At 36.3% G+C, this 20,318-nt stretch carries 17 protein-coding genes; 9 read left to right on the plus strand and 8 right to left on the minus strand.

Annotated features, from left to right (window positions below; genetic code table 11):
* Positions 1-3: 3 nt before the first annotated feature.
* The gene (locus ACUN0F_RS06905) at positions 4-1,077 is read right to left on the minus strand and encodes a polyamine aminopropyltransferase (RefSeq protein WP_445539298.1); all 1,074 of its coding nucleotides are present in this window, start codon (positions 1,075-1,077) and stop codon (positions 4-6) included.
* 399 nt (positions 1,078-1,476) lie between these two features.
* Here ACUN0F_RS06905 and ACUN0F_RS06910 point away from each other — a divergent pair, with 399 nt between their 5' ends.
* The 5 genes from ACUN0F_RS06910 (at position 1,477) to chbG (ending at position 5,691) form a co-directional block, all read left to right on the plus strand.
* Positions 1,477-1,779, plus strand: coding sequence for a PTS sugar transporter subunit IIB (locus tag ACUN0F_RS06910; protein ID WP_445539299.1), 303 nt, complete (start codon positions 1,477-1,479; stop codon positions 1,777-1,779).
* A 15-nt stretch (positions 1,780-1,794) separates the two neighbouring features.
* Positions 1,795-3,102, plus strand: coding sequence for a PTS cellobiose transporter subunit IIC (gene celB / locus ACUN0F_RS06915; RefSeq protein ID WP_264461337.1), 1,308 nt, complete (start codon positions 1,795-1,797; stop codon positions 3,100-3,102).
* A 183-nt stretch (positions 3,103-3,285) separates the two neighbouring features.
* Positions 3,286-3,609, plus strand: a complete 324-nt coding sequence (locus tag ACUN0F_RS06920) for a PTS lactose/cellobiose transporter subunit IIA (RefSeq protein WP_000989050.1) — start codon at positions 3,286-3,288, stop codon at positions 3,607-3,609.
* A 3-nt stretch (positions 3,610-3,612) separates the two neighbouring features.
* On the plus strand, positions 3,613-4,938 hold the full coding sequence (gene celF, locus ACUN0F_RS06925) for a 6-phospho-beta-glucosidase (protein ID WP_000145754.1): 1,326 nt from the start codon (positions 3,613-3,615) through the stop codon (positions 4,936-4,938).
* A 48-nt stretch (positions 4,939-4,986) separates the two neighbouring features.
* The gene (chbG, locus tag ACUN0F_RS06930; RefSeq protein ID WP_445539300.1) at positions 4,987-5,691 is read left to right on the plus strand and encodes a chitin disaccharide deacetylase; all 705 of its coding nucleotides are present in this window, start codon (positions 4,987-4,989) and stop codon (positions 5,689-5,691) included.
* Between the two features lie 40 nt (positions 5,692-5,731).
* Here chbG and ACUN0F_RS06935 read toward each other — a convergent pair whose 3' ends face one another.
* Complete coding sequence (locus ACUN0F_RS06935; protein ID WP_046955563.1) at positions 5,732-6,913, minus strand: chromate transporter; 1,182 nt, start codon at positions 6,911-6,913, stop codon at positions 5,732-5,734.
* A 189-nt stretch (positions 6,914-7,102) separates the two neighbouring features.
* On the opposite strand from ACUN0F_RS06935, the gene exsM reads away from it, so the two are divergent.
* Entirely contained in the window at positions 7,103-7,516 is a 414-nt protein-coding gene (exsM, locus tag ACUN0F_RS06940; protein WP_000207035.1) for an exosporium regulatory protein ExsM, read from the plus strand.
* A gap of 64 nt (positions 7,517-7,580) precedes the next feature.
* Here exsM and ACUN0F_RS06945 read toward each other — a convergent pair.
* From ACUN0F_RS06945 to ACUN0F_RS06960, 4 genes are all read right to left on the minus strand, one after another.
* Positions 7,581-9,136, minus strand: a protein-coding gene (locus ACUN0F_RS06945) for an IS3 family transposase (protein WP_445539301.1) whose coding sequence is annotated in 2 segments (ribosomal slippage) — positions 7,581-8,503 and positions 8,503-9,136 — 1,557 coding nt in all. Because the reading frame shifts where the segments join, the coding sequence is not laid out codon by codon here.
* A gap of 194 nt (positions 9,137-9,330) precedes the next feature.
* Positions 9,331-12,006 carry a sigma 54-interacting transcriptional regulator gene (locus ACUN0F_RS06950; protein ID WP_445539302.1) on the minus strand — a complete coding sequence of 892 codons (2,676 nt, stop codon included), beginning with the start codon at positions 12,004-12,006 and terminating at the stop codon, positions 9,331-9,333.
* A 104-nt stretch (positions 12,007-12,110) separates the two neighbouring features.
* Positions 12,111-12,848, minus strand: coding sequence for a polysaccharide deacetylase family protein (locus tag ACUN0F_RS06955; protein ID WP_000595619.1), 738 nt, complete (start codon positions 12,846-12,848; stop codon positions 12,111-12,113).
* A gap of 207 nt (positions 12,849-13,055) precedes the next feature.
* Positions 13,056-14,129, minus strand: coding sequence for a glycosyltransferase family 4 protein (locus ACUN0F_RS06960; protein ID WP_000378316.1), 1,074 nt, complete (start codon positions 14,127-14,129; stop codon positions 13,056-13,058).
* Positions 14,130-14,719: 590 nt separating this feature from the next.
* Here ACUN0F_RS06960 and ACUN0F_RS06965 point away from each other — a divergent pair.
* Positions 14,720-16,090, plus strand: a complete 1,371-nt coding sequence (locus tag ACUN0F_RS06965; protein WP_269808225.1) for a UDP-glucose dehydrogenase family protein — start codon at positions 14,720-14,722, stop codon at positions 16,088-16,090.
* 74 nt (positions 16,091-16,164) lie between these two features.
* Positions 16,165-17,280: a non-hydrolyzing UDP-N-acetylglucosamine 2-epimerase gene (gene wecB, locus ACUN0F_RS06970; RefSeq protein WP_000140139.1), complete on the plus strand. Its 1,116-nt coding sequence runs from the start codon at positions 16,165-16,167 to the stop codon at positions 17,278-17,280.
* 40 nt (positions 17,281-17,320) lie between these two features.
* Here wecB and ACUN0F_RS06975 read toward each other — a convergent pair whose 3' ends face one another.
* Positions 17,321-18,460 carry an LCP family protein gene (locus ACUN0F_RS06975; RefSeq protein ID WP_046955565.1) on the minus strand — a complete coding sequence of 380 codons (1,140 nt, stop codon included), beginning with the start codon at positions 18,458-18,460 and terminating at the stop codon, positions 17,321-17,323.
* 74 nt (positions 18,461-18,534) lie between these two features.
* Positions 18,535-19,170 carry a YigZ family protein gene (locus ACUN0F_RS06980; protein WP_000926678.1) on the minus strand — a complete coding sequence of 212 codons (636 nt, stop codon included), beginning with the start codon at positions 19,168-19,170 and terminating at the stop codon, positions 18,535-18,537.
* A gap of 239 nt (positions 19,171-19,409) precedes the next feature.
* Between ACUN0F_RS06980 and ACUN0F_RS06985 the strand changes: the two genes are divergently transcribed.
* Entirely contained in the window at positions 19,410-20,252 is an 843-nt protein-coding gene (locus tag ACUN0F_RS06985; RefSeq protein WP_088608299.1) for a DegV family protein, read from the plus strand.
* The last annotated feature ends 66 nt before the right edge of the window (positions 20,253-20,318 follow it).

A 20,318-nucleotide genomic window follows, 5' to 3' on the forward strand; every position in this document is an offset into this window, starting at 1 on the left:
TCGTCAAAACTCCATTTCCTTTTTGTAACATTGATGTAGGATAAGATTCGATTCTGAGTTTAGAAGAGCGAGATTACGTTGTTCTAAATGTTCTTCTTTAAATTGAAATAAAGGAGAAAGAAGAGAAGGTAATGTTCGAGGAGTTGGTACTACGTATAATTGCTCAATTTGATTGAGTACATTGGCAGAATTAGCGGCAATATGAAATCCCCAGTCAGTTCCGAAAGAAGGAACGATTGTATGATAACTTTTCACAGTTAATCCCGCATGTTCAATTGTGTTACCAATACTCCAATATACTAGTGGTGCATCAGCAGGTGAATTAGATTGGCAGACGAATGCTCCACCTTCTGTTAAGAATGTAGCTATACGAGCAAATAGTTCGCTTGTATATAAAGTACTTAACAACTCTGTTGCTGGGTCTGGAAAATCAATAATGATGACATCGTATAAAGAGGAAGGAGAGTTTAAAAATTCTTTTGCATCACATACGTGTGTATTTACACGATTATCAAAAAATGCACTTTTGTTCAAAGAAACTAATTCAGGAACATTACGAGCCATATCAATCATCGATCCATCTAAATCAACAAGATCTACATGTAGCACAGTTTCATATTTTAAAACTTCTCGCAGGGCAAGACCATCGCCACCACCTAATATAAGAACACGTTTTGGATCAATTACCTTTGACATAATTGGATGAACAAGTGCTTCATGATAAATTTGCTCATCGATGGAACTAAATTGTAATTGCTTGTCCAAATATAAACGGACATCGCTTACTTGTAACAAAGTAATATTTTGATAATTACTTTGTTCTGCAAATAAATTTGTATGCTCACCAGCTTGTATTTCTTTTAGAGAAATTTCATCCCATATATCTAAGCTGTGTGAATTTGTGGGTACTATGATTACATTTTCCGATTGTACTTGTTTATCTTGTTTGTCCTGTTTGTTTTCTATTTCCTGCGGTTCTAGTTCAAATTTGTCATAGTCTAATTCAGAGCGCTTGTCTTTTTTATAGCTTGTTATTCTATAAATCTTTATTTTGTTCTGTTTTCTATGTTTTGGCATAGGAATCCCCTTTCGAATTGTGTTATTTTATTCTATTCTATGTAATTTAGTAGAGTTGGCTTGGACAATAGATAGAAGAGTGTGTTCAAGAGAGGTTTATTTTTACTAGATTTTCACGCGTGAAAAATTTTTTTAGTGTTTTTTTGTTTTAAATACAACTAGACAACTAAACACTAATCTATTTTCATACAGTTATGTGTTAAAAGCGTGTTGTTTTATAACACACTGTGTGTTTTTTGGGGGACACACTAATTGAAAGCGTTAACACACAAAGAAAACAGTCGAAAAAGTGCTGATTTTAGTGGTTTTAAAAAGTTGGCACGCTAATTGCATTAATAAATAGCGTAAAGAAAAATAAATAAACATAAATTTTTTATACTACACAAGGGGGATTTTCAAATGAATATTTTATTATGTTGCTCAGCAGGGATGTCTACAAGTTTACTAGTTACAAAAATGGAAGCGGCTGCAAAAGCTCGCGGTCTAGAAGGAAAGATTTGGGCTGTATCTGGGGATGCAGTAAAAACAAATATCGATCAAGCAGATGTATTATTACTAGGACCACAAGTTCGTTACATGCTTTCTTCAATGAAAACGCTTGCTGATGAGAGAAACATTGGAATCGACGTTATCAATCCAATGCACTACGGCATGATGAATGGAGAAGCAGTTTTAGATCACGCGTTAACACTTAAAAAATAATTAGGGGGAAGCGAAATGCAAAAATTTATTGCATTTATGGAGAAATATATTGTTCCTGTCGCTGGTAAAATCGGGTCGCAACGTCATTTAGCTGCGATCCGTGACGGATTTATCGCAGTTATGCCACTTATTTTAGTTGGTGCACTGGCATCACTAATTAATGGTTTTCCGTCTGAAGCTTTCCAAGATTTCATGAAAGGTTTGTTTGGTGAAACGTGGAAACAAGTTGGCGGTGGAATGTGGACTGGTTCTTTCGCGATTCTAGCACTAATCATAGCATTTACAACAAGTTATAACTTAGCAAAATCTTACGGCGTTGATGGTTTGTCAGCAGGTATTATTTCATTTGGTGCGTTAATTATTCTTACGCCAACAACACCGAAAGAAGGCGGATTGAACTTAGCTTGGACAGGTGCACAAGGGTTATTCGTAGCAATTATTGTGGCACTCCTTGTTACTGAAGTATTCCGTTTCTTCGTACAAAGAAACATTACTTTTAAAATGCCTGATGGAGTACCACCGGCAGTTTTAAGATCTTTCGCAGCTATAGTTCCAGCATTTGTTATCTTAACAGTAGTTGCAGGTATTCAATTAGCAGTGAAATTAGCTGGTACAAGTGTTCATGAATTTATCTTTAATACGATTCAATCACCACTGCAAAGTTTAGCAGGGACATTACCAAGTGCCATTGTCATTGTACTCCTTGTTCATCTTCTTTGGTTCTTCGGTTTACATGGGCCAAATATCGTTGGTGGTATTATTGAGCCATTATACTTACCGGCATTAGAGAAAAACATGAAGTTATTCCAAGGTGGTACATCTGCATTTGATGTTCCAAACATTGTTACAAAACCATTCTTTGATACTTTCGTATATCTTGGTGGTTCTGGTGCAACATTAGCGTTCTTAGTAGTTGTATTACTTGTAGCAAAAAGTGCACAATTACGCGGTGTCTCTCGCTTATCAATTGGACCAGGTGCATTCAACATTAACGAACCAGTAATCTTTGGTACACCAATTATTTTAAATCCAATTTTATTCTTACCGTTTATCATAACACCAATTGTATTAGTAATTACTTCTTATACAGCTATATCTATTGGCTGGGTACCAAAAACAGTTGTGATGATTCCATGGGCAACACCACCAATTATTAGTGGTTATCTTGTAACAGGTGGGCATCTTTCAGGTGCAATTCTACAGTTATTCAACTTTGTAATTGCGATGGTAATCTACTATCCATTCGTTGTATTATCTGACCGTTCAGTTGTTCGTACTGAAAAAGCAGCAGCGCAAGGAAATAACAACTCTGTACCTATGTAACATAGAGATTGTTCTCACAGACAATATTGTCTGTGAGAACAATTACCTTTATATCATGTTCAAAAAGATGAGACTCATCTTCAAGAACACCAAACTATCATTCATAAAATAATAATTTAATAGACATGTTCAAACTGAAGGGGTATGTAAATCGGTTGAACCATAATAGAGAGGGCGGTAATTATGATGACTACAGCAGAACAAATTCCATTCCAATTAATTTTAAATAGTGGTAATGCACGAAGCTTTGCGATGGAGGCACTTCAATTTGCCAAACAGGGGAAAATGGCAGAGGCTGATGAAGCGATGGTAAAGGCGAAAGAAGCGATTAATGAAGCGCATCATTTCCAAACAGAGCTCATACAATCAGAAGCAAGAGGAGAAAAAACAGAGATTAGTGTTCTTTTAATTCACGCACAAGATCATTTAATGAATGCGATTACAGTAAAAGAATTAGCAGCAGAATTTATTGACCTTTATAAAAAGTTAGAAGCGAAAGGGGAATAAAGCATGACTGGAATTAAAATTGCTACAATCGGCGGTGGATCTAGTTATACACCAGAGTTAATTGAAGGATTTATTAAACGATATGATGAGCTTCCTGTTCGTGAAATTTGGTTAGTAGACATTGAGGCAGGAAAAGAAAAGTTAGAAATCGTTGGTAACTTAGCGAAACGTATGGTGAAAAAATCTGGTTTACCAATCGAGGTACATTTAACACTTGATCGCCGCGAGGCATTAAAGGATGCTGATTTCGTAACAACGCAGCTTCGCGTAGGTTTATTAGAAGCACGTGCAAAAGATGAAGCAATCCCGTTAAAATATGATGTAATCGGTCAGGAAACGAATGGTCCTGGTGGTTTATTCAAAGCACTGAGAACGATTCCTGTTATTTTAGATATTTGTAAGGATATGGAGGAGCTTTGTCCGAATGCATGGTTAATTAACTTCGCAAACCCAGCTGGTATGGTAACAGAAGCTGTGCTTCGTTATACAAATATTCAAAGAGTAGTTGGTCTATGTAACGTTCCAATCGGAATCCGTATGGGTCTTGCAAGATTACTTGAAGTAGATGCAAGTCGTGTCCACGTTGACTTCGCAGGTTTAAATCATATGGTATACGGACTAGACGTATATTTAGATGGCGTAAGTGTAATGGATCGTGTGTTAGAGCTTGTAACAGATCCAGAAAAGCAAATTACGATGGAAAATATTGCAGCGCTTAACTGGGAGCCAGACTTTATTCGCGGCCTTCGTGCAATTCCATGTCCATACCATCGCTATTACTACAAAACACGTGAAATGCTAGAAGAAGAGAAAGAAGCTTCGATTGAAAAAGGTACACGTGCAGAGGTAGTGAAACAGTTAGAAGACGATTTATTCGAGCTATATAAAGACCCGAACTTAGATATTAAACCACCACAATTAGAAAAACGTGGCGGCGCTTATTATAGTGACGCAGCATGTAGCTTAATTACGTCTATTTACAATAATAAAGGTGATATCCAGCCTGTTAATACACGAAACAACGGAACAATTGCAAGCTTGCCACATGACTCTGCTGTTGAAGTGAACTGTATTATTACGAAAGAAGGTCCAAAACCAATTGCAGTTGGAGATCTTCCCGTACCAGTTCGCGGTTTAGTACAACAAATTAAATCATTTGAGCGCACAACAATTGAAGCTGCTGTTACAGGAGATTATCATAAAGCGCTGCTTGCTATGACAATTAATCCACTTGTACCATCAGATAAAGTTGCAAAACAAATTTTAGATGAAATGTTGGAAGCACATAAAGAATATCTTCCGCAGTTCTTCAAAAAGGTAGAGAAATAAAGCGGCGCTATTTAGCCCGCTTTTTTTATTCTATTAGGAGGTATTACGATGATTAAGTTAATTGTAAACGCAGATGATTTCGGTCTTACAGAAGGTACAAATTACGGTATTATTGATGGACATATAAATGGACTTGTAAATTCAACGACGATGATGATGAATATGCCAGGAACAGAGCATGCGGTACGCTTAGCCAAAGAATATAACCTACTCGGAGTAGGCGTACATCTCGTATTAACGGCAGGGGAACCTCTTCTTGGAGACGTACCATCACTTGTAAATAGCGATGGATTGTTTCATAAACAAAGCGTCGTATGGGAAGGGAAGGTAAATCCAGAGGAAGTTGAGAGAGAGTGGACTGCTCAAATTGAGAAATTCTTATCTTACGGATTAAAACCAACTCATTTAGATAGTCATCATCACGTGCATGGGTTACCGATCTTGCACGATGTTCTTGAGAGATTAGCTGCTACATATAATGTTCCAATTCGTCGTTGTGAAGAAGACCGAGCGGTGCGTCCATTTTCAAATGTGTTTTATAGTGATTTTTACGCAGATGGTGTGACGGAAGATTACTTTGTGAAGTTAAAAGAAAGAGTACAAGGTGAACAAACGGTAGAAATTATGGTTCATCCAGCGTATATTGATCCAGAGCTTGTGAAGCGTTCTTCTTACGTAATGGATCGTGTGAAAGAATTGCGTATTTTAACAGAGAGCGAGTTGCCTGACGGAATAGAGCTTGTGAAGTTTTAATAAAAAAACGACGGCTACATAATGCCGTCGTTTTTTGTATTTACAAAATCGATAGGATATATCCGCCAAAGGCTCCGAGTATAACGATAACCCAAGGTGGTGTTTTCCAAAAAGCGAGCAAGCAAAATAGAAGAGATGCAAAAACAAAATCTACAGCGTTCATAATTGTGCTTGTCCAAATTGGATCATAAAAAGCCGCTAATAAAATACCGACAACAGCTGCATTGACTCCAAGTAGTGCACCTTGTATGTAAGAGATTTTTCTCACACTGTCCCAAAATGGTAAAACACCAATAACGAGCAAGAAAGCAGGAAGAAAGATCGCAATTGTTGCGAGTATTGCCCCAAGCGTCCCGTTTAATACAGCTCCTATATAAGAAGCGAATGTAAATAGTGGACCTGGTACGGCTTGTGTTAATCCGTATCCAGCTAGGAACTGTTCTTTCGTCATCATTCCGTTTTGTACGAACTCACCTTCAAGAAGGGGTAGCACGACGTGTCCGCCTCCAAATACAAGTGCGCCAGAGCGATAGAAACTATCAAATAAAGCGATGTAATATGAGAACGGTCTTAATATTGGTAGCAACAGTAATAGTCCGAAGAATAAGATGAGACAAGAAACTGCTATCGTTTTTGAAATAGGTACTTTTATATGTTGAGATTGACTAATTGGTTGGTTGCGATATAAAAACCAGCCGATAAAGCCAGATACTATAATGAGAATGACTTGTGTCCAGCTACTTGGCCATAATAAGGCGATTGCGGCAGTTACAATAGCAATCGTCGCACGATTTCGGTCTGGCGTTAATTTTTGCGCCATTCCCCATATGGCATGAGCAACAATGGCGACGGCTACAAGTTTTAGTCCATGAATCCAGCCAGCACTTCCAAGGTCGAATTGATTAAGGAATGAGGCGAAGAAAACTAAAACAAGCACAGACGGTAAAGTGAATCCAATCCATGAAATAATAGCTCCTAATACCCCGCCTCTTAATAATCCAACCCCCATACCGACTTGACTGCTAGCAGGACCAGGAAGGAATTGACATAGTGCTACTAAATCTCCATAGCTTCGTTCATCCATCCATTTTCTTTTTTGTATGTATTCATGGTGGAAATAGCCAAGATGGGCGACAGGGCCCCCAAATGAAGTAAGTCCTAATTTAAATGAGACGAGAAAAATCTCTAATAATGTGTGGAAAGTGTATTTGTTATTTTTCAAAACTACCTCCTAGAATGCTTTTCTACGTGCATTATACAAGAGGTAGTAAAGAAAAAGGAACGATTCTAATGTAAAGATTGTGTGAATCTTTTCTTCGTAATTAAAACTTGAAAAAGTCATAAATGATTATGTATAAACCATAAAGTAGTAGAAGTAGTGCTGGGAAATTTATATGAGGAGAATGCCCGTATGACAACACATTTCTTTGCGAGGTTAACAGGGAAGAGGGAAATACCTCCTGTAAATACAGAAGCTTATGGTGTAACAGAGTTTATATTTAGTGATGATTTAAAGAAATTACAATATCGGATCATATTGAAAAACATCGAAAAAGTTACATCATGCCAAATTCATTTAGGAAAAGCGGATCAAATTGGTCCAGTGGTTTTAAATTTGTTTGGTCCAATAAAGCAAGGGATTAGTGTAAATGAAGGAGTCGTGACCGGTGTAGTCAATGTGGAAGATTTTGAAGGTCCTTTACAGGGAAGAGCGTTTGATAGCCTACTTCAAGAAATCATTCAGGCGAATGTATATGTAAATGTTTATACGAAGTCGAATAAGAAGGGCGAAATCAGGGGGAGAATCAGAAAAGTAAAGAAGTAGAAAAAAGGCTGTCCATATTTGAACAGCCCCCCGTCAAGTAGACAGTGGAAATAATAAAAACATCCTAAGCGGCTTCAGCCCTATATTCCATGGGGCTGAGGCCGTTTAGTCGTTTTTGGAATCGGTCATAATTATAAAATTGAATGTACTCATCTACCGCTTGATTTAGTTCCTCAAACGTATCGTATTTATGTAAGTAATATTTCTCGCACTTAATCGTTCCCCAAAAAGACTCCATTGGCCCATTATCAATGCATCTACCAACACGTGACATACTATGGACTATGCCTGTTTTATCTACACGGTGCTTGAATCCATGGGAAGTATATTGAAAACCACGATCGCTATGCAGAAGAAGTTCATCCTTAGGTGAACGAACTGGTGCTTGATCAAAGGTTTTAAATACAAGTTGATTATTGTTAGAATGTCCTAGAACGTAGCTGACGATGGAACCGTCATACAAATCAAGAATCGCACTTAAATAAGCCTTCTTAGATGAGCTGTACTTGAATTCTGTCACGTCCGTTACCCACTTTTCATTTGGCCTATTTGCTTGAAACTCACGATTTAATACGTTTTGTGTGACATGTTGTGGAGTGGTGTTTTTGTAACGCTTTCTCTTTCTACGAATGATAGATTGTAATCCAGCTATCTTCATCAAACGATAAATACGTTTGTGATTGAAGGTTTGACCGAATAGGCGATTCATATTTAACACCATTCGACGATAGCCATAGATCCCGTTTAATTTCTCGTGAAGAGTTTGTATTTCTTCTATGATTTTTTTATTTTCTATTTCTCTAACTGAAGGTTTACGATTTATCCACTTATAATATGCTGCACGTGTAATGCCAGCGATTTTACAGAGTAGTGAAATTGTCATATTTTTTTCTTTATGAAGTTCTTGAATTGCGACATATTTATTTTCAAAACGTACTTGATTTAACGCCTCCTCTCGAGTTCTTCTAACTTTTTTAAGAATGCATTTTCGGCTCGTAACCGTTCATTCTCTCTTTCAAGATTTTTCATTTCTAACTTTACTTTTTCTTCTGGTGAAAGTTCTTGTTCTTCCTTCTTTCTTCCACGTCTATCTTTTAATGCTTCGTCTCCGCCATTGTTATATTTTTTAACCCATTGATAGACCTGTTGGTAAGAAACATCATATGTTTCAGCTGTCATTTGAAAATTTTTATCGTTTTCTAAACAGGATAGGACGATTTGAATTCGTTCCTCCCAAGAAGTTATTCTCTTTTTCGTCATAGATCGCATCTTCCCTTTCGGCGTCTCTTTCAACTCTCTATGACTATTATAATCTTTTATCCATCGCTGGAGAACGGATCTACTTGAGATTTCATGTCTTCTAATAATTTCATATTGAGAATATTCCCCTGATAAATACTCCATAATCGCTGTTTCTTTGACTTCCTTTGAATATCGTTTCCATGATGAGCTTTTTTGTAGACCTTCAATCCCGTATTGTTCAAAACACTTCATCCATTCCTTGAATGAATATTGTGTAACTTGATGCTTCTTACAAAGTTCTGTAATTGTATAATTTCCTTTTCTATAAGCAAGCAATAGCTCTAGCTTAAATTCAGGAAGATACCGTTTTTTGGACATCAAAAAAACTCCCCTTAAGATCAAACAGATTTTTATTTTTTAATCTGTCTACCTTAAGGGGAGCATATCAATTTTGGAACAGCCTTTTTTCTATAAGGTGCAAATTTTAGCGGTTATTATCGGTAAATCTATATATTATGAAAATCGCTAATATAATTCGCGTTACGGTCGATATATTTAAAAAACTGCTTCGATTAATTTTTTACAGGCTGATTTTTAATGAAGAAGTCCATGATATAAAACACTTCATCATCAGGTATTTGTATTTCAAATGTATTTTCAATTGGTTGTAATGCTTTGTTTACTTTCATATACATCCAGTACTCATCTTGTCTTCGTTTCTCTTTATCTGGATGAGGAAGGAGGCTTTCTCCTTTTTGAAGACGGTCAACCATACAGCTCATATGCAGAATCACACCCATTAAGCTGTCAGGAGTTAGCTGTAAGGAAATTAATTCTTGAATTGTATTTAATGCGTAACGAATTGTTTTAATAAGTAATGCTCCGTCGTTCCGCTGCATTTGTTGTTCCAGAATATCAGCCATTTTTGCATATGTTTCTTCATACGTAATTAATTCTTGAATTGGCTGAATCGCTGTGTAGTTTACAATGTCTTGGAAATGATATGTTAAGCATGGCACCTGCACATCGAAATTTGTGACGATACAAATGATATTCCGCTCTTTTTTTATGTTCTCAATCATTTTCGTTAAATCTTTTTCATGGACGATACTAATTGGAATAATTTCAATTAAGTCTTTGTCAAATCGCAAATAGTTCTCTAACATTTTTTGAATAGCTAAAGCACTGCCTTCCCCAGTTAAACAAGCTGTTAAAATAACAGACTTCATTGGTGATAGTGGCTTTTTCTTTTCTTCTTGTACGTTTAAGTAAAACGGTGTTAAGTTCTTCACTGTTTCATATAATGCATCTAACGAGTAGCCAAGTTGAGCTTTTCGAGCTGCTTCTAGTGCATGTGGAGTGCTTGTCATGGAAAGAACACGTACCGGAATTTTGAACTCAGTTTCTAATATATCACCAATATAAGCGAGCGAGCCCATATCAACGAGTAAGAGAAGTCCATTTACATTTTGGAGTGTTTTCATATACACTTTCACACGCTCTAAGAAATCTTTCGGCGATTCATGTAACGGCATATCGATACCGGTTACTTCCTCAATGCCGAGCAGTTCGTTTGCGACGTTTGCCATTTCTGTTGCGATGCCGTTGCCGTGCGCTAATATTAATACTTTTACTTCTGTTTGTGAGGCAGGAATTGGATCAACAACGAAGAACATTGTTAAAAAGCCTGCTTCATCAATAGGCATTGTTATTTGTAATTCGTCCTCCAGTAGTTGAATGCATTGCATAGCTACGGAAAAAGCGTCTTTATATTTCGTACGAATTTGATTTAATTGTGGGTGATGAATTTGTTTCCCAGCTTGCAAACGTTGTAGAGTTGTCTGTACATGTAAGCTTAAAGCGAGAAATACTTTTTCATCAAACGTCTTAGATAAATGCTTTTCAGCAAGTTCCGCAATTCTTTCACATACGGAAACGATATTACGATCCACAATTTTAAAAACATTTTCATGACTTGTTTTTTTAGAAATTTGGTTAAAATATTGTACGAAAAAGCTTTGAATATCATTTTCTATTAGTAATTCTAATTCGTCTTCTTCAATACCGCGAGCTTGAAGTTCTTCGTATTTATAATCAATATAATCGTAAATAGAAGACTGTTTTTCATTTTCTGTTTTATGATTACTCCAACCTTCATCACCTGTAAATACAAATGTTTCATTTGGTATTTGGTATAGATGACGGCTCTTTCTTTCAATGAATAGCCCTTCTTTCATATACCAAGGTAAATCTGTACTTGAAACATAGACAGAATCACGTTTCTTTGTCACAAACTCAGAGTAGGCTTTCGCACAGGCAATTTGTACATCCGTTTTTAATTGCCCGATGTTATTGGGACAATTGTAAAAGACGAAAGCGCGCATTGCATTCGGACTAACGTGAATTTCTTTTCGCAGACGGATTGCTTCATTTGTGAAAAATAGTTGCAGTAAAGCAAATCGTTCTTTATGTGTACGCTCACGAAGTGGTGGCAGCGTAACAGTCATTGGTATACGTCTTGTAAATGTTTTTAATAAAAATGAATTTGGTTCTTCTGTTGTTGCAGTAATGATTAATACTTGTGCTTTACGCTCGTTTTCTGTTTCTCCAAGGCGGCGGTATACCCCGCGGTCAATAAAGGTGAAAAGCATTTCTTGTCCCTCTGGAGGAAGGCGATGTACTTCATCTAAGAAAAGGATCCCTTCATGTGCTTTTTCAATTAACCCTTTTTGATCACTTGCCCCTGTATAAGCTCCTTTTTTAATCCCAAATAACTGCCCGAGTAGTAGCTGTGGATTATTTGCGTAATCGGCACAGTTAAAGACGATAAATGGTGCATTTTTAGGAAGCTGTTCAACTTCAATTGCATATTCGTGCATTAAAGAAGCGAACATAGATTTTCCGACCCCTGTTTCTCCTAGCAGTAAAGTATGCATACCGTTTGGAGGATAGAGAATAGAAGCTTTCGCTTTTTCGATTGCGATTTTAAGGCTTGTATTTTCAATTGCAAATGTATCTAATGAAGTCATTTCCTTTGAATGCGTTTCCAATGAAGCGTTCGTTTCTATATAAAAACGAACAGGACGCGTATTTGTTTTTAATAAACGTTTATCTTTTACAAGTTTGTTTAAGTCGCTACTTACATTGGCACGATCTAGTTGCAACAGGGTAGCGAGTTCTGATGCGGTTACACCTTCTGTGTAATTTCCTTCTTGTATTGCGTTAAAAATGAGATCTATTCGTTTCATTTCTATTCACCTCGAAACTTCATCACTATTTAAAATTTTACACAAAAATGGGAAGGGTGGGAAGAGAAAAATAAAACAGCTTTAGCAAATAGGCACTAAAGCTGTTACAATCTTGTGTCTTTCCAAAAGTTCACTTCGAGGTGAGAAGATGGATTATAGGGAAGAAGTTTGTATCCTTGTGACTGTAAATAATCGATTACTTTTGGCAGTATTTGTACAGTGACACTTGAATCGTGCATTAAAATAACTTCGACTTGTTCATCACTTTGATTACGTACTCTTTCTAGTATGGCAGAAGGATTGTCATAGCTTTTCCAATCATATGTATCAATTGTCCAATCCCACATTTTATACTGGGCGGATACAAGTGCATCACGGTAATTCTTTTTTAAGTAAGGCATGCTACCATACGGGACACGAACGAGATGTGTATTTAATTTTGTAACTTGCTGAACAATATTTTGTGTTTGTTCCATTTCTGTAATTAAAGTGGATGGATCACCAGTGTAAAGGCGTTTTACATCGTGTGACATACTGTGAAGTCCGATATAATGCCCCTCTTTAATTAATCGTTGCATTGTTTTTTTATAATGTGGTACTTTTCCACCAATAACAAAGAAAGTTGCTTTTCCGTTCTTTTCCTTTAAGATGTTTAAAATTTGCGTAGTATATTTGTTTGGTCCGTCATCAAATGTTAAGTACGCGATTTTTTGGATAGGAGAGGTAGTTTCAGTATTTGGATGATGTTCAGCAGGGGTCATTGTAGTTGCTCCTGCATGAGATGACGCGTACATAGTAATTGTTAAAAATAAAATAACGTATTGAAATACTTGCTTGATCATAACATTCACCCTCAGTTTGACAATCAAGATGTAAAAAAGAAAATATAATCCTTTTCTTATTATGTATATCTTTCTCCAATAGTGGAGCTCTCAAACAATCTATATTTTGGAAATATGAAATGAGGAGTAAAAAATAAAAAATAGCATCCTCTTATAAGAAAGAGGATGCTATTTGAATATTTCATAATTGTAAAGGCTATACTACAATTAGTCTTCGCGTTTTTTCACTTTTTTATAAAAGGAAATAAGTGGTTTGTAACGTTCATGTACAAGCCCAATTACTTCAGCAATGATTTCTGTAAAGAAGATTAAAACGAAAAGAAGAATAATGGATAACCATAATGTCGCACTAGAGAAAATGATTGCATTTACACTAAAGAAAATACCGAATGCGTATATAATTAGTACCGTTTTACGATGAGAGAAGCCCATTGCAAGTAAACGGTGATGTAAATGCGATTTATCTGGTGCTGAAATAGGTTTTTTATTTACGATACGACGGATAATTGCAAATGTCGTATCAAATACAGGTACGCCCAAAATGATAACTGGAACGATAAAGCTGAATAACGTTACACTTTTGTATAATCCAAGTAACGATATAACAGAAATACAGTATCCTAAAAATAGTGCGCCTGTATCTCCCATGAAAATTCTTGCTGGATGGAAGTTGTAGAATAAAAATCCAATTGTACTTGCTAATGTAATTAATGCTAGTGGTAAGATAATAGCGGCTCCAGTGCCCCATGGGCTAGTGAAGGCCATATATGCTAGCGTTGCAAGTACGATAGATGAAATACCAGCAGATAACCCATCTAAGCCATCAATTAAGTTGATTGCATTTGTAATACCTACAATCCAAAATACTGTAATTGGATAAGCAAGCCATCCAAGTTCAGTATCCCCGAGGATTGGGATATATAATACTTGCACTAATAATCCACTTTTTACAATCATCATGGCAACTAGTAGTTGTCCACCGAATTTTACCTTCGCAGATAACTCGTACATATCATCTAAAATACCGATGATTACAATGATAATCGCACCTAGCGTTATCGATAACATTCTTTGTTCGTATAAGCCGCCGACAACAAATCCTACAGCTACACCAATAAATATCGCTAACCCGCCAAGACGAGGCATAATCTTTTGATGCACTTTACGAGCGTTTGGCTTATCTGTTGCTCCTATTTTAAAAGCTAACTTAATAACTAAAGGAGTAACGACGAGTACAGTGATGAAAGATGCCAAGATGGCATAAATCACTTGTGAGTCCATTAATACCCCACCCTTTTATAGTCTAACGTAATTTTTTTTTAATATATTTATCTGAAAATTATGATGTTTATTTACAGGCTCATAACATATGGTATCACAAAAAGATTAGAATTCAATCTTTTTTTCTTTGTGTGGTAAATGGAAGCGGATAGAATATATGACAATTGTATACAGAATGTTGAATCATTTGAGAAGGTTAATCGTATTGGGCTTTGGAATATGACATTTTCTCTTTTTCTTCGATAGTGAATACTTTAATTTCAGTATTATAAGTGTTACACGTAGAAATGAGTAAGTTCCGTGTTAAAATGTGGGAATTTATCCGCATGAACGGGCAGTAAGGTTCGCACCTCAAAATTCAGTTGGAGAAAAGAAGTTAGGTGGGGATCTTAATTCCTGTAAAAGCCTGATTGGTTTAACTAATAATTAGTCGGTGATGGATGACCTTTACTGAATAAAGTTTCATTTTATATTCTTACATGTAATTTTACAAAAACTTAAAAAAGAATGGAAAAAGTAATTCATATAATAAAGAAGTAAAAGAGTTTTCTCATTTTTAATGTGAGAGGGGGAAGCGCAGGGAGAATTCTATGTATTCGTATATTTTCTATTGTATATTCCTGTGCGAAAAGGAAATGAAAATTACGATAATAGGTACCGGATACGTTGGATTAATTACAGGAGTAGGATTGGCAATGTTAGGCCATTCAGTCACATGTTTTGATATAAATGATGAGAAAATTGAACGGATAAAGCAAGGCGATCTGCCTATTTATGAAGCGGGTTTATATGAATTAATAAATGATGCATGTGAGAATGATTGTTTAACTTTTACAACAAGTAGAGTAAAAGCATTTTACGATGCAGAATTTATATTTATTGCAGTTGGAACGCCATCTTTATTAGATGGGACAGCGGATTTAACATATATTCGAAGTGCTTGTGACGATATTGGAACATATGCGACGAATGACATTATTGTCGTTACGAAAAGTACGGTTCCTGTAGGTACAAATGATGTTATGAGGGGATGGATTGAGGAGAAATTACAAAATAGATATGAATTACATATCGTATCGAATCCGGAATTTTTACGGGAAGGTTCAGGAATTTACGATTTTTTTCAGGGAGATCGTATTGTAATTGGAGCAGATAATGAGGAAGCGGCACGAAAAGTGGAGAATTTGTATAGTGAATTACGCTTAAAAACGTATGTTACAAATATAAAAAGTGCAGAGATGATTAAATATGCATCGAATGCTTTTTTAGCGACAAAAATTAGTTTTATCAATGAAATTTCAAATATATGTGAGAAGGTAGGAGCCAATGTATTAGACGTTGCACAAGGGATGGGAATGGATAAGAGAATTGGGGCGTCTTTTTTAAATGCGGGCATTGGTTATGGGGGTTCGTGTTTTCCGAAAGATACGAAAGCCCTTGTGCAAATTGCAGGGAATGTGGCGCATGATTTTCGCTTGTTAAAAGCAGTCATTGAAGTGAATAATAAACAACAGTTGTTATTGATTGAGAAAGCGAAGAAAGTATTAAATATGAACAAGAAGAGGATTGCGGTGCTGGGAGCGGCATTTAAACCGAATACTGATGATATAAGAGACGCACCGTCCCTTATTATGATACAAGAATTAATTCATATAGGTGCGGATGTAGTTCTATATGACCCAAAAGCGATTCCAAATATGAAAAATATCTTTGGAGAGACTATACAATATAGCGAATGTATAGATGAATCGATTAGAGGAGCGAGTGCGGCTTTTATCATGACAGAATGGGAGGCTATCCGAGCTTATCCGTTAGAAAGGTACGCACAACTTATGAGAGAGCCTATTTTATTAGATGGAAGAAATTGTTATACTATTGAGGATGTCAAGAAGCAAGAGATAGATTATTATTCGGTTGGAAGAGAAAGTATTTGTAAGAGGGACTTTTCCGTTATTCGTTAAAAAGGCATGTATTCATGTATATTCTTATATGTCATAATAGAAGTTGTAACTAGTGAAAGAAAAGAGGCAATGAAATGACTGAACGTTTAAAAGTAATGACAATTTTCGGGACACGTCCAGAAGCAATTAAAATGGCACCTCTTGTGTTAGAGTTGCAAAAACATCCAGAAAAAATTGAGTCGATTGTGACTGTAACAGCGCAACATCGTCAAATGTTAGACCAAGTATTAAGTATCTTTGGAATTACGCCAGATTTCGATTTGAATATTATGAAAGACCGCCAAACTTTAATTGATATTACAACGCGTGGTTTAGAAGGTTTGGATAAAGTAATGAAAGAAGCAAAGCCGGATATTGTACTTGTACATGGTGATACAACGACAACATTTATTGCAAGTTTAGCTGCTTTCTACAATCAAATTCCAGTAGGGCATGTTGAAGCAGGACTTCGTACATGGGATAAATATTCTCCATACCCAGAAGAGATGAATCGCCAATTAACAGGAGTCATGGCAGATCTTCATTTCTCACCTACAACAAAATCAGCAACGAACTTACAGAAAGAAAATAAAGATGAGTCACGCATTTTCATAACAGGAAATACAGCGATTGACGCACTAAAAACGACTGTAAAAGAAACATATAGTCATCCTGTACTAGAGAAACTTGGAAACGATCGTCTTGTACTTATGACAGCTCACCGCCGTGAAAACTTAGGAGAGCCAATGCGTAATATGTTCCGTGCAATTAAACGTCTTGTTGATAAGCATGAAGACGTACAAGTTGTGTATCCGGTTCATATGAACCCAGTTGTTCGTGAAACAGCGAATGATATTTTAGGCGATCATAGCCGCATTCATTTAATTGAGCCGCTAGATGTAATTGATTTCCACAATGTTGCAGCTCGTTCATACTTAATGTTAACGGATTCTGGTGGTGTACAAGAGGAAGCGCCGTCACTTGGTGTACCGGTTCTTGTTCTTCGTGATACAACAGAGCGCCCAGAAGGTATTGAAGCAGGTACATTGAAATTAGCAGGAACAGACGAAGAGACAATCTTTGGTCTTGCTGATGAGTTATTATCAGATAAAGAAGCTCATGATAAGATGTCAAAAGCATCTAATCCTTACGGTGATGGCCGTGCATCAGAGCGCATTGTTGAAGCAATTTTACAACACTTTAATAAGTAAATAAAAAAGAGCCAAATCATATGCGATTTGGCTCTTTTTGTTATTGCTGATTTCTCATAATCCACTCTGCATGAGCATTCGTAGAAGGAGGTGGCTCAGTTGGTGTTTTGTTCTGATTTTGGTTCTGATTCGTTTCTTTCTTCGCTTTTTCGTTAGAATTAGCATTTGAAGAAGGATTTGATTCAGTTTTTGTCGTTGAATTGTCTTGCGTGTTTGCTGTTTCTCCTAATTCTTTTTTTATTTCGTTACGTACTGCCTCAACACCGTTTGGATCCGGAAGGAAGTAATAAATACCACCTATTTTTTTGTCTTCTCCTTCAAGTTTGAACGTTTGTATTGTAGAAGGATCAAACCCAGATAGTTTATTGTAAAGTGCAAGTCCGTCAGAAATAGGAATGTCAGTTTTTATATATTTTCCAACGACTGCTGTTAAATCTTTAATTTTAAATACGGTAGAGGCTGAATTTAGTTTTTGAGCAACAGCAGCTAGTAATTGTCTTTGTCTAGCGGCCCGACCATAATCGCCGTTTGGATCCTGCTTTCGCATACGTACGTATGCGAGTGCTTCTTCCCCATTTAAGTCTTGTTGTCCTTGCTTAAATTCGATTTTTTTGTAGTAATCCACGTCTGAACGCTCCCAAAAATCGAATGGGACATCAACAGTAACACCGCCAACAGCATCAACAATACCTTTAAAGCCTTGGAAATCAATTTTAATATAATGGTCTACAGGAACTTTTAGAAAACCTTCGACAGTTTTGATTGCCATTTCTTCTCCGCCGTAAGCGTGCGCAGCGTTAATTTTGTCCTCTTTGTTCTTACCAACAATTGGAACGCGACTATCACGAGGGATACTCATAAGCGAAATCTTTTTAGTTTTAGGATTGACGGTCGCAAACATTAATGAATCTGTACGACCGTTTTGACCGTCCGTTGCATAATCTTCTATACCCATAATGAGGAGTGTAAAAGGCTCCTTTGTAATTTCTACATCTTCGGTTCTCAAGTCCGATTTTTGACGAGTAAAACCACTATACATCCCCATGAGAGAAGAGTAGGAATTTAATATATAAAGTCCTACACCACCAAATAAAAATACGAAAATAAGGAAGTAGAAAAACTTTCTTCTTCGTTTCTTTTTTATTCTGCTATTTTGGAGATGATAATAACGTTCTTCCATATATAATCTCCTTAGTTCATTTATAGGAAAGTAATTCCCTACATTAATCTTTAAAGGTGAGGATGTAGTTATTCTTAGATAACATCTTGTTCTAAGTACAACATATCTCCTTCTGTAATTGTACATTTCCCATTTGTTAATTCAATCATCCAATCTGTGAATGCTTGTTTTCCGTCTTCTTCTACATACGTATCAAATGTGACATTTTCGAGATAATGTATATCTTTAATGGCATATTTCGAATTACGTAATTCATTTTCAATTTTGCCAAGTAATGTGTAATCAATTTCGGTCTGCATAACACGCATTAGTTTTCGCTGAACAACACCGACATGATTAATGCCTTCGCTTGTACATTTTCCATATGCGCGAATTAATCCACCTGCGCCAAGTTTGATGCCACCAAAATAGCGTGTAACGACAACGACGGTATCTTTTAAACCGCGTTTTTTTAGTACCTCTAACATAGGTACGCCAGCTGTGCCGCTAGGTTCTCCATCATCATTTGCTTTTTGGATTTGATCTTGTTCGCCAATCAAATACGCAGAACAATTATGTGTGGCATTCCAATTTTGTTTTTTTATTTTTTGTATAAATTCTTGAGCTTCTGCTTCGGTTGTAGCTCTGCTAACGTAGCAAATAAATCTTGATTTTTGAATGACAATTTCGTGCTCACCGTAGTCTTTGATTGTTAAATATTGTAATAACACTCGTATACGCCCCTATCTACCAAAATGACTAGTACTTTACATTTTAAAAGCGAGCGTTTTTATATTCAAACATTTTTTATAAATAAGTTGAAATTTTTGGTGAGTATTTCACCTTTTTGTTGTAATTTGTCGAGATGGTAAGTGTTATTTCAAATTGGCATTTTCATGTATGGATGCACCATTTTTAGTTTTCGTGTAAACTTAGGGAATAAAAACTTTTTTATAAGGCAGGTACGCAAATGAAAACAGCTATTGTTACTGATAGTACAGCATATATACCGAAGCATATTCGTGATGAACTCAATATATATATGATTCCATTAAACGTTGTGTTTGGAACGGAATCTTATCAAGAAGAAGCTGAAATTTCAGTAGATGATTTCTATGTAAAAGTACGTGAGCAAGAAGAACTTCCGAAAACTTCTCAGCCAGCAATCGGAAAGTTTGTTGAGTTATTTGAAGAACTATCTAAGGATTATGATGCGGTTATTAGCATTCATCTTTCAAGTGGGATTAGTGGTACATATCAAACGGCAACGACAGCCGGGCAAATGGTAGAGGGTATTGATGTATATACGTACGACTCTGAAATTAGTTGTGAAGTACAAGGATTTTATGTACGTGAAGGGGCAAAATTAGCAAGCGAAGGAAAAAATCCGAAAGAGATCGTTGCCCGTTTTGATGAAATGAAGAAAACGATGGACGCTTATTTTGTAGTGGATGATTTACATCATTTACAACGTGGAGGACGATTAAATAGTGCACAAGCTTTCATTGGTAGTTTGTTACAAGTGAAGCCAGTTTTATATTTTAGAGATAAAATCATTATTCCATTTGAAAAGATTCGTACACGTAAAAAAGCGTTAAAACGAATTGTTGAAATTTTTGATGAGCAAGCAAGTCAAGGTGTACCTATGGAAGCTGTTATCATTCATGCACAACGTGAAGAGGAAGCGAATGAATGGAAGGCAGAATTAGAAGCAAAATATCCCCATGTTACAATCCGCACAGGTTATTTCGGTGCTGTAATTGGTACGCATTTAGGTGAAGGTGCACTAGGTCTTGGATGGTATACGAAGTAATAAGATATAAAAAGCTCTCTTTTTGAAGAGGGTTTTTTTACGGATATTTTACGTGTAGTTGACAAG

It is taken from the genome of Bacillus sp. 1A (genome assembly GCF_052682215.1).

What these genes read in the sequence shown, in the direction of transcription:
- ACUN0F_RS06960 (WP_000378316.1), bottom strand. Translation starts at nt 14,129, where the DNA reads ATGGACTCACAAGTGATTTATGCCATCTTGGCATCTTTCATCACTGTA.
- ACUN0F_RS06910 (WP_445539299.1), top strand. Translation starts at nt 1,477, where the DNA reads ATGAATATTTTATTATGTTGCTCAGCAGGGATGTCTACAAGTTTACTA.
- wecB (WP_000140139.1), top strand. Translation starts at nt 16,165, where the DNA reads ATGACTGAACGTTTAAAAGTAATGACAATTTTCGGGACACGTCCAGAA.
- exsM (WP_000207035.1), top strand. Translation starts at nt 7,103, where the DNA reads ATGACAACACATTTCTTTGCGAGGTTAACAGGGAAGAGGGAAATACCT.
- ACUN0F_RS06955 (WP_000595619.1), bottom strand. Translation starts at nt 12,848, where the DNA reads ATGATCAAGCAAGTATTTCAATACGTTATTTTATTTTTAACAATTACT.
- ACUN0F_RS06985 (WP_088608299.1), top strand. Translation starts at nt 19,410, where the DNA reads ATGAAAACAGCTATTGTTACTGATAGTACAGCATATATACCGAAGCAT.
- ACUN0F_RS06950 (WP_445539302.1), bottom strand. Translation starts at nt 12,006, where the DNA reads ATGAAACGAATAGATCTCATTTTTAACGCAATACAAGAAGGAAATTAC.
- ACUN0F_RS06905 (WP_445539298.1), bottom strand. Translation starts at nt 1,077, where the DNA reads ATGCCAAAACATAGAAAACAGAACAAAATAAAGATTTATAGAATAACA.
- celF (WP_000145754.1), top strand. Translation starts at nt 3,613, where the DNA reads ATGACTGGAATTAAAATTGCTACAATCGGCGGTGGATCTAGTTATACA.
- ACUN0F_RS06975 (WP_046955565.1), bottom strand. Translation starts at nt 18,460, where the DNA reads ATGGAAGAACGTTATTATCATCTCCAAAATAGCAGAATAAAAAAGAAA.
- ACUN0F_RS06965 (WP_269808225.1), top strand. Translation starts at nt 14,720, where the DNA reads ATGTATTCGTATATTTTCTATTGTATATTCCTGTGCGAAAAGGAAATG.
- ACUN0F_RS06920 (WP_000989050.1), top strand. Translation starts at nt 3,286, where the DNA reads ATGATGACTACAGCAGAACAAATTCCATTCCAATTAATTTTAAATAGT.
- celB (WP_264461337.1), top strand. Translation starts at nt 1,795, where the DNA reads ATGCAAAAATTTATTGCATTTATGGAGAAATATATTGTTCCTGTCGCT.
- chbG (WP_445539300.1), top strand. Translation starts at nt 4,987, where the DNA reads ATGATTAAGTTAATTGTAAACGCAGATGATTTCGGTCTTACAGAAGGT.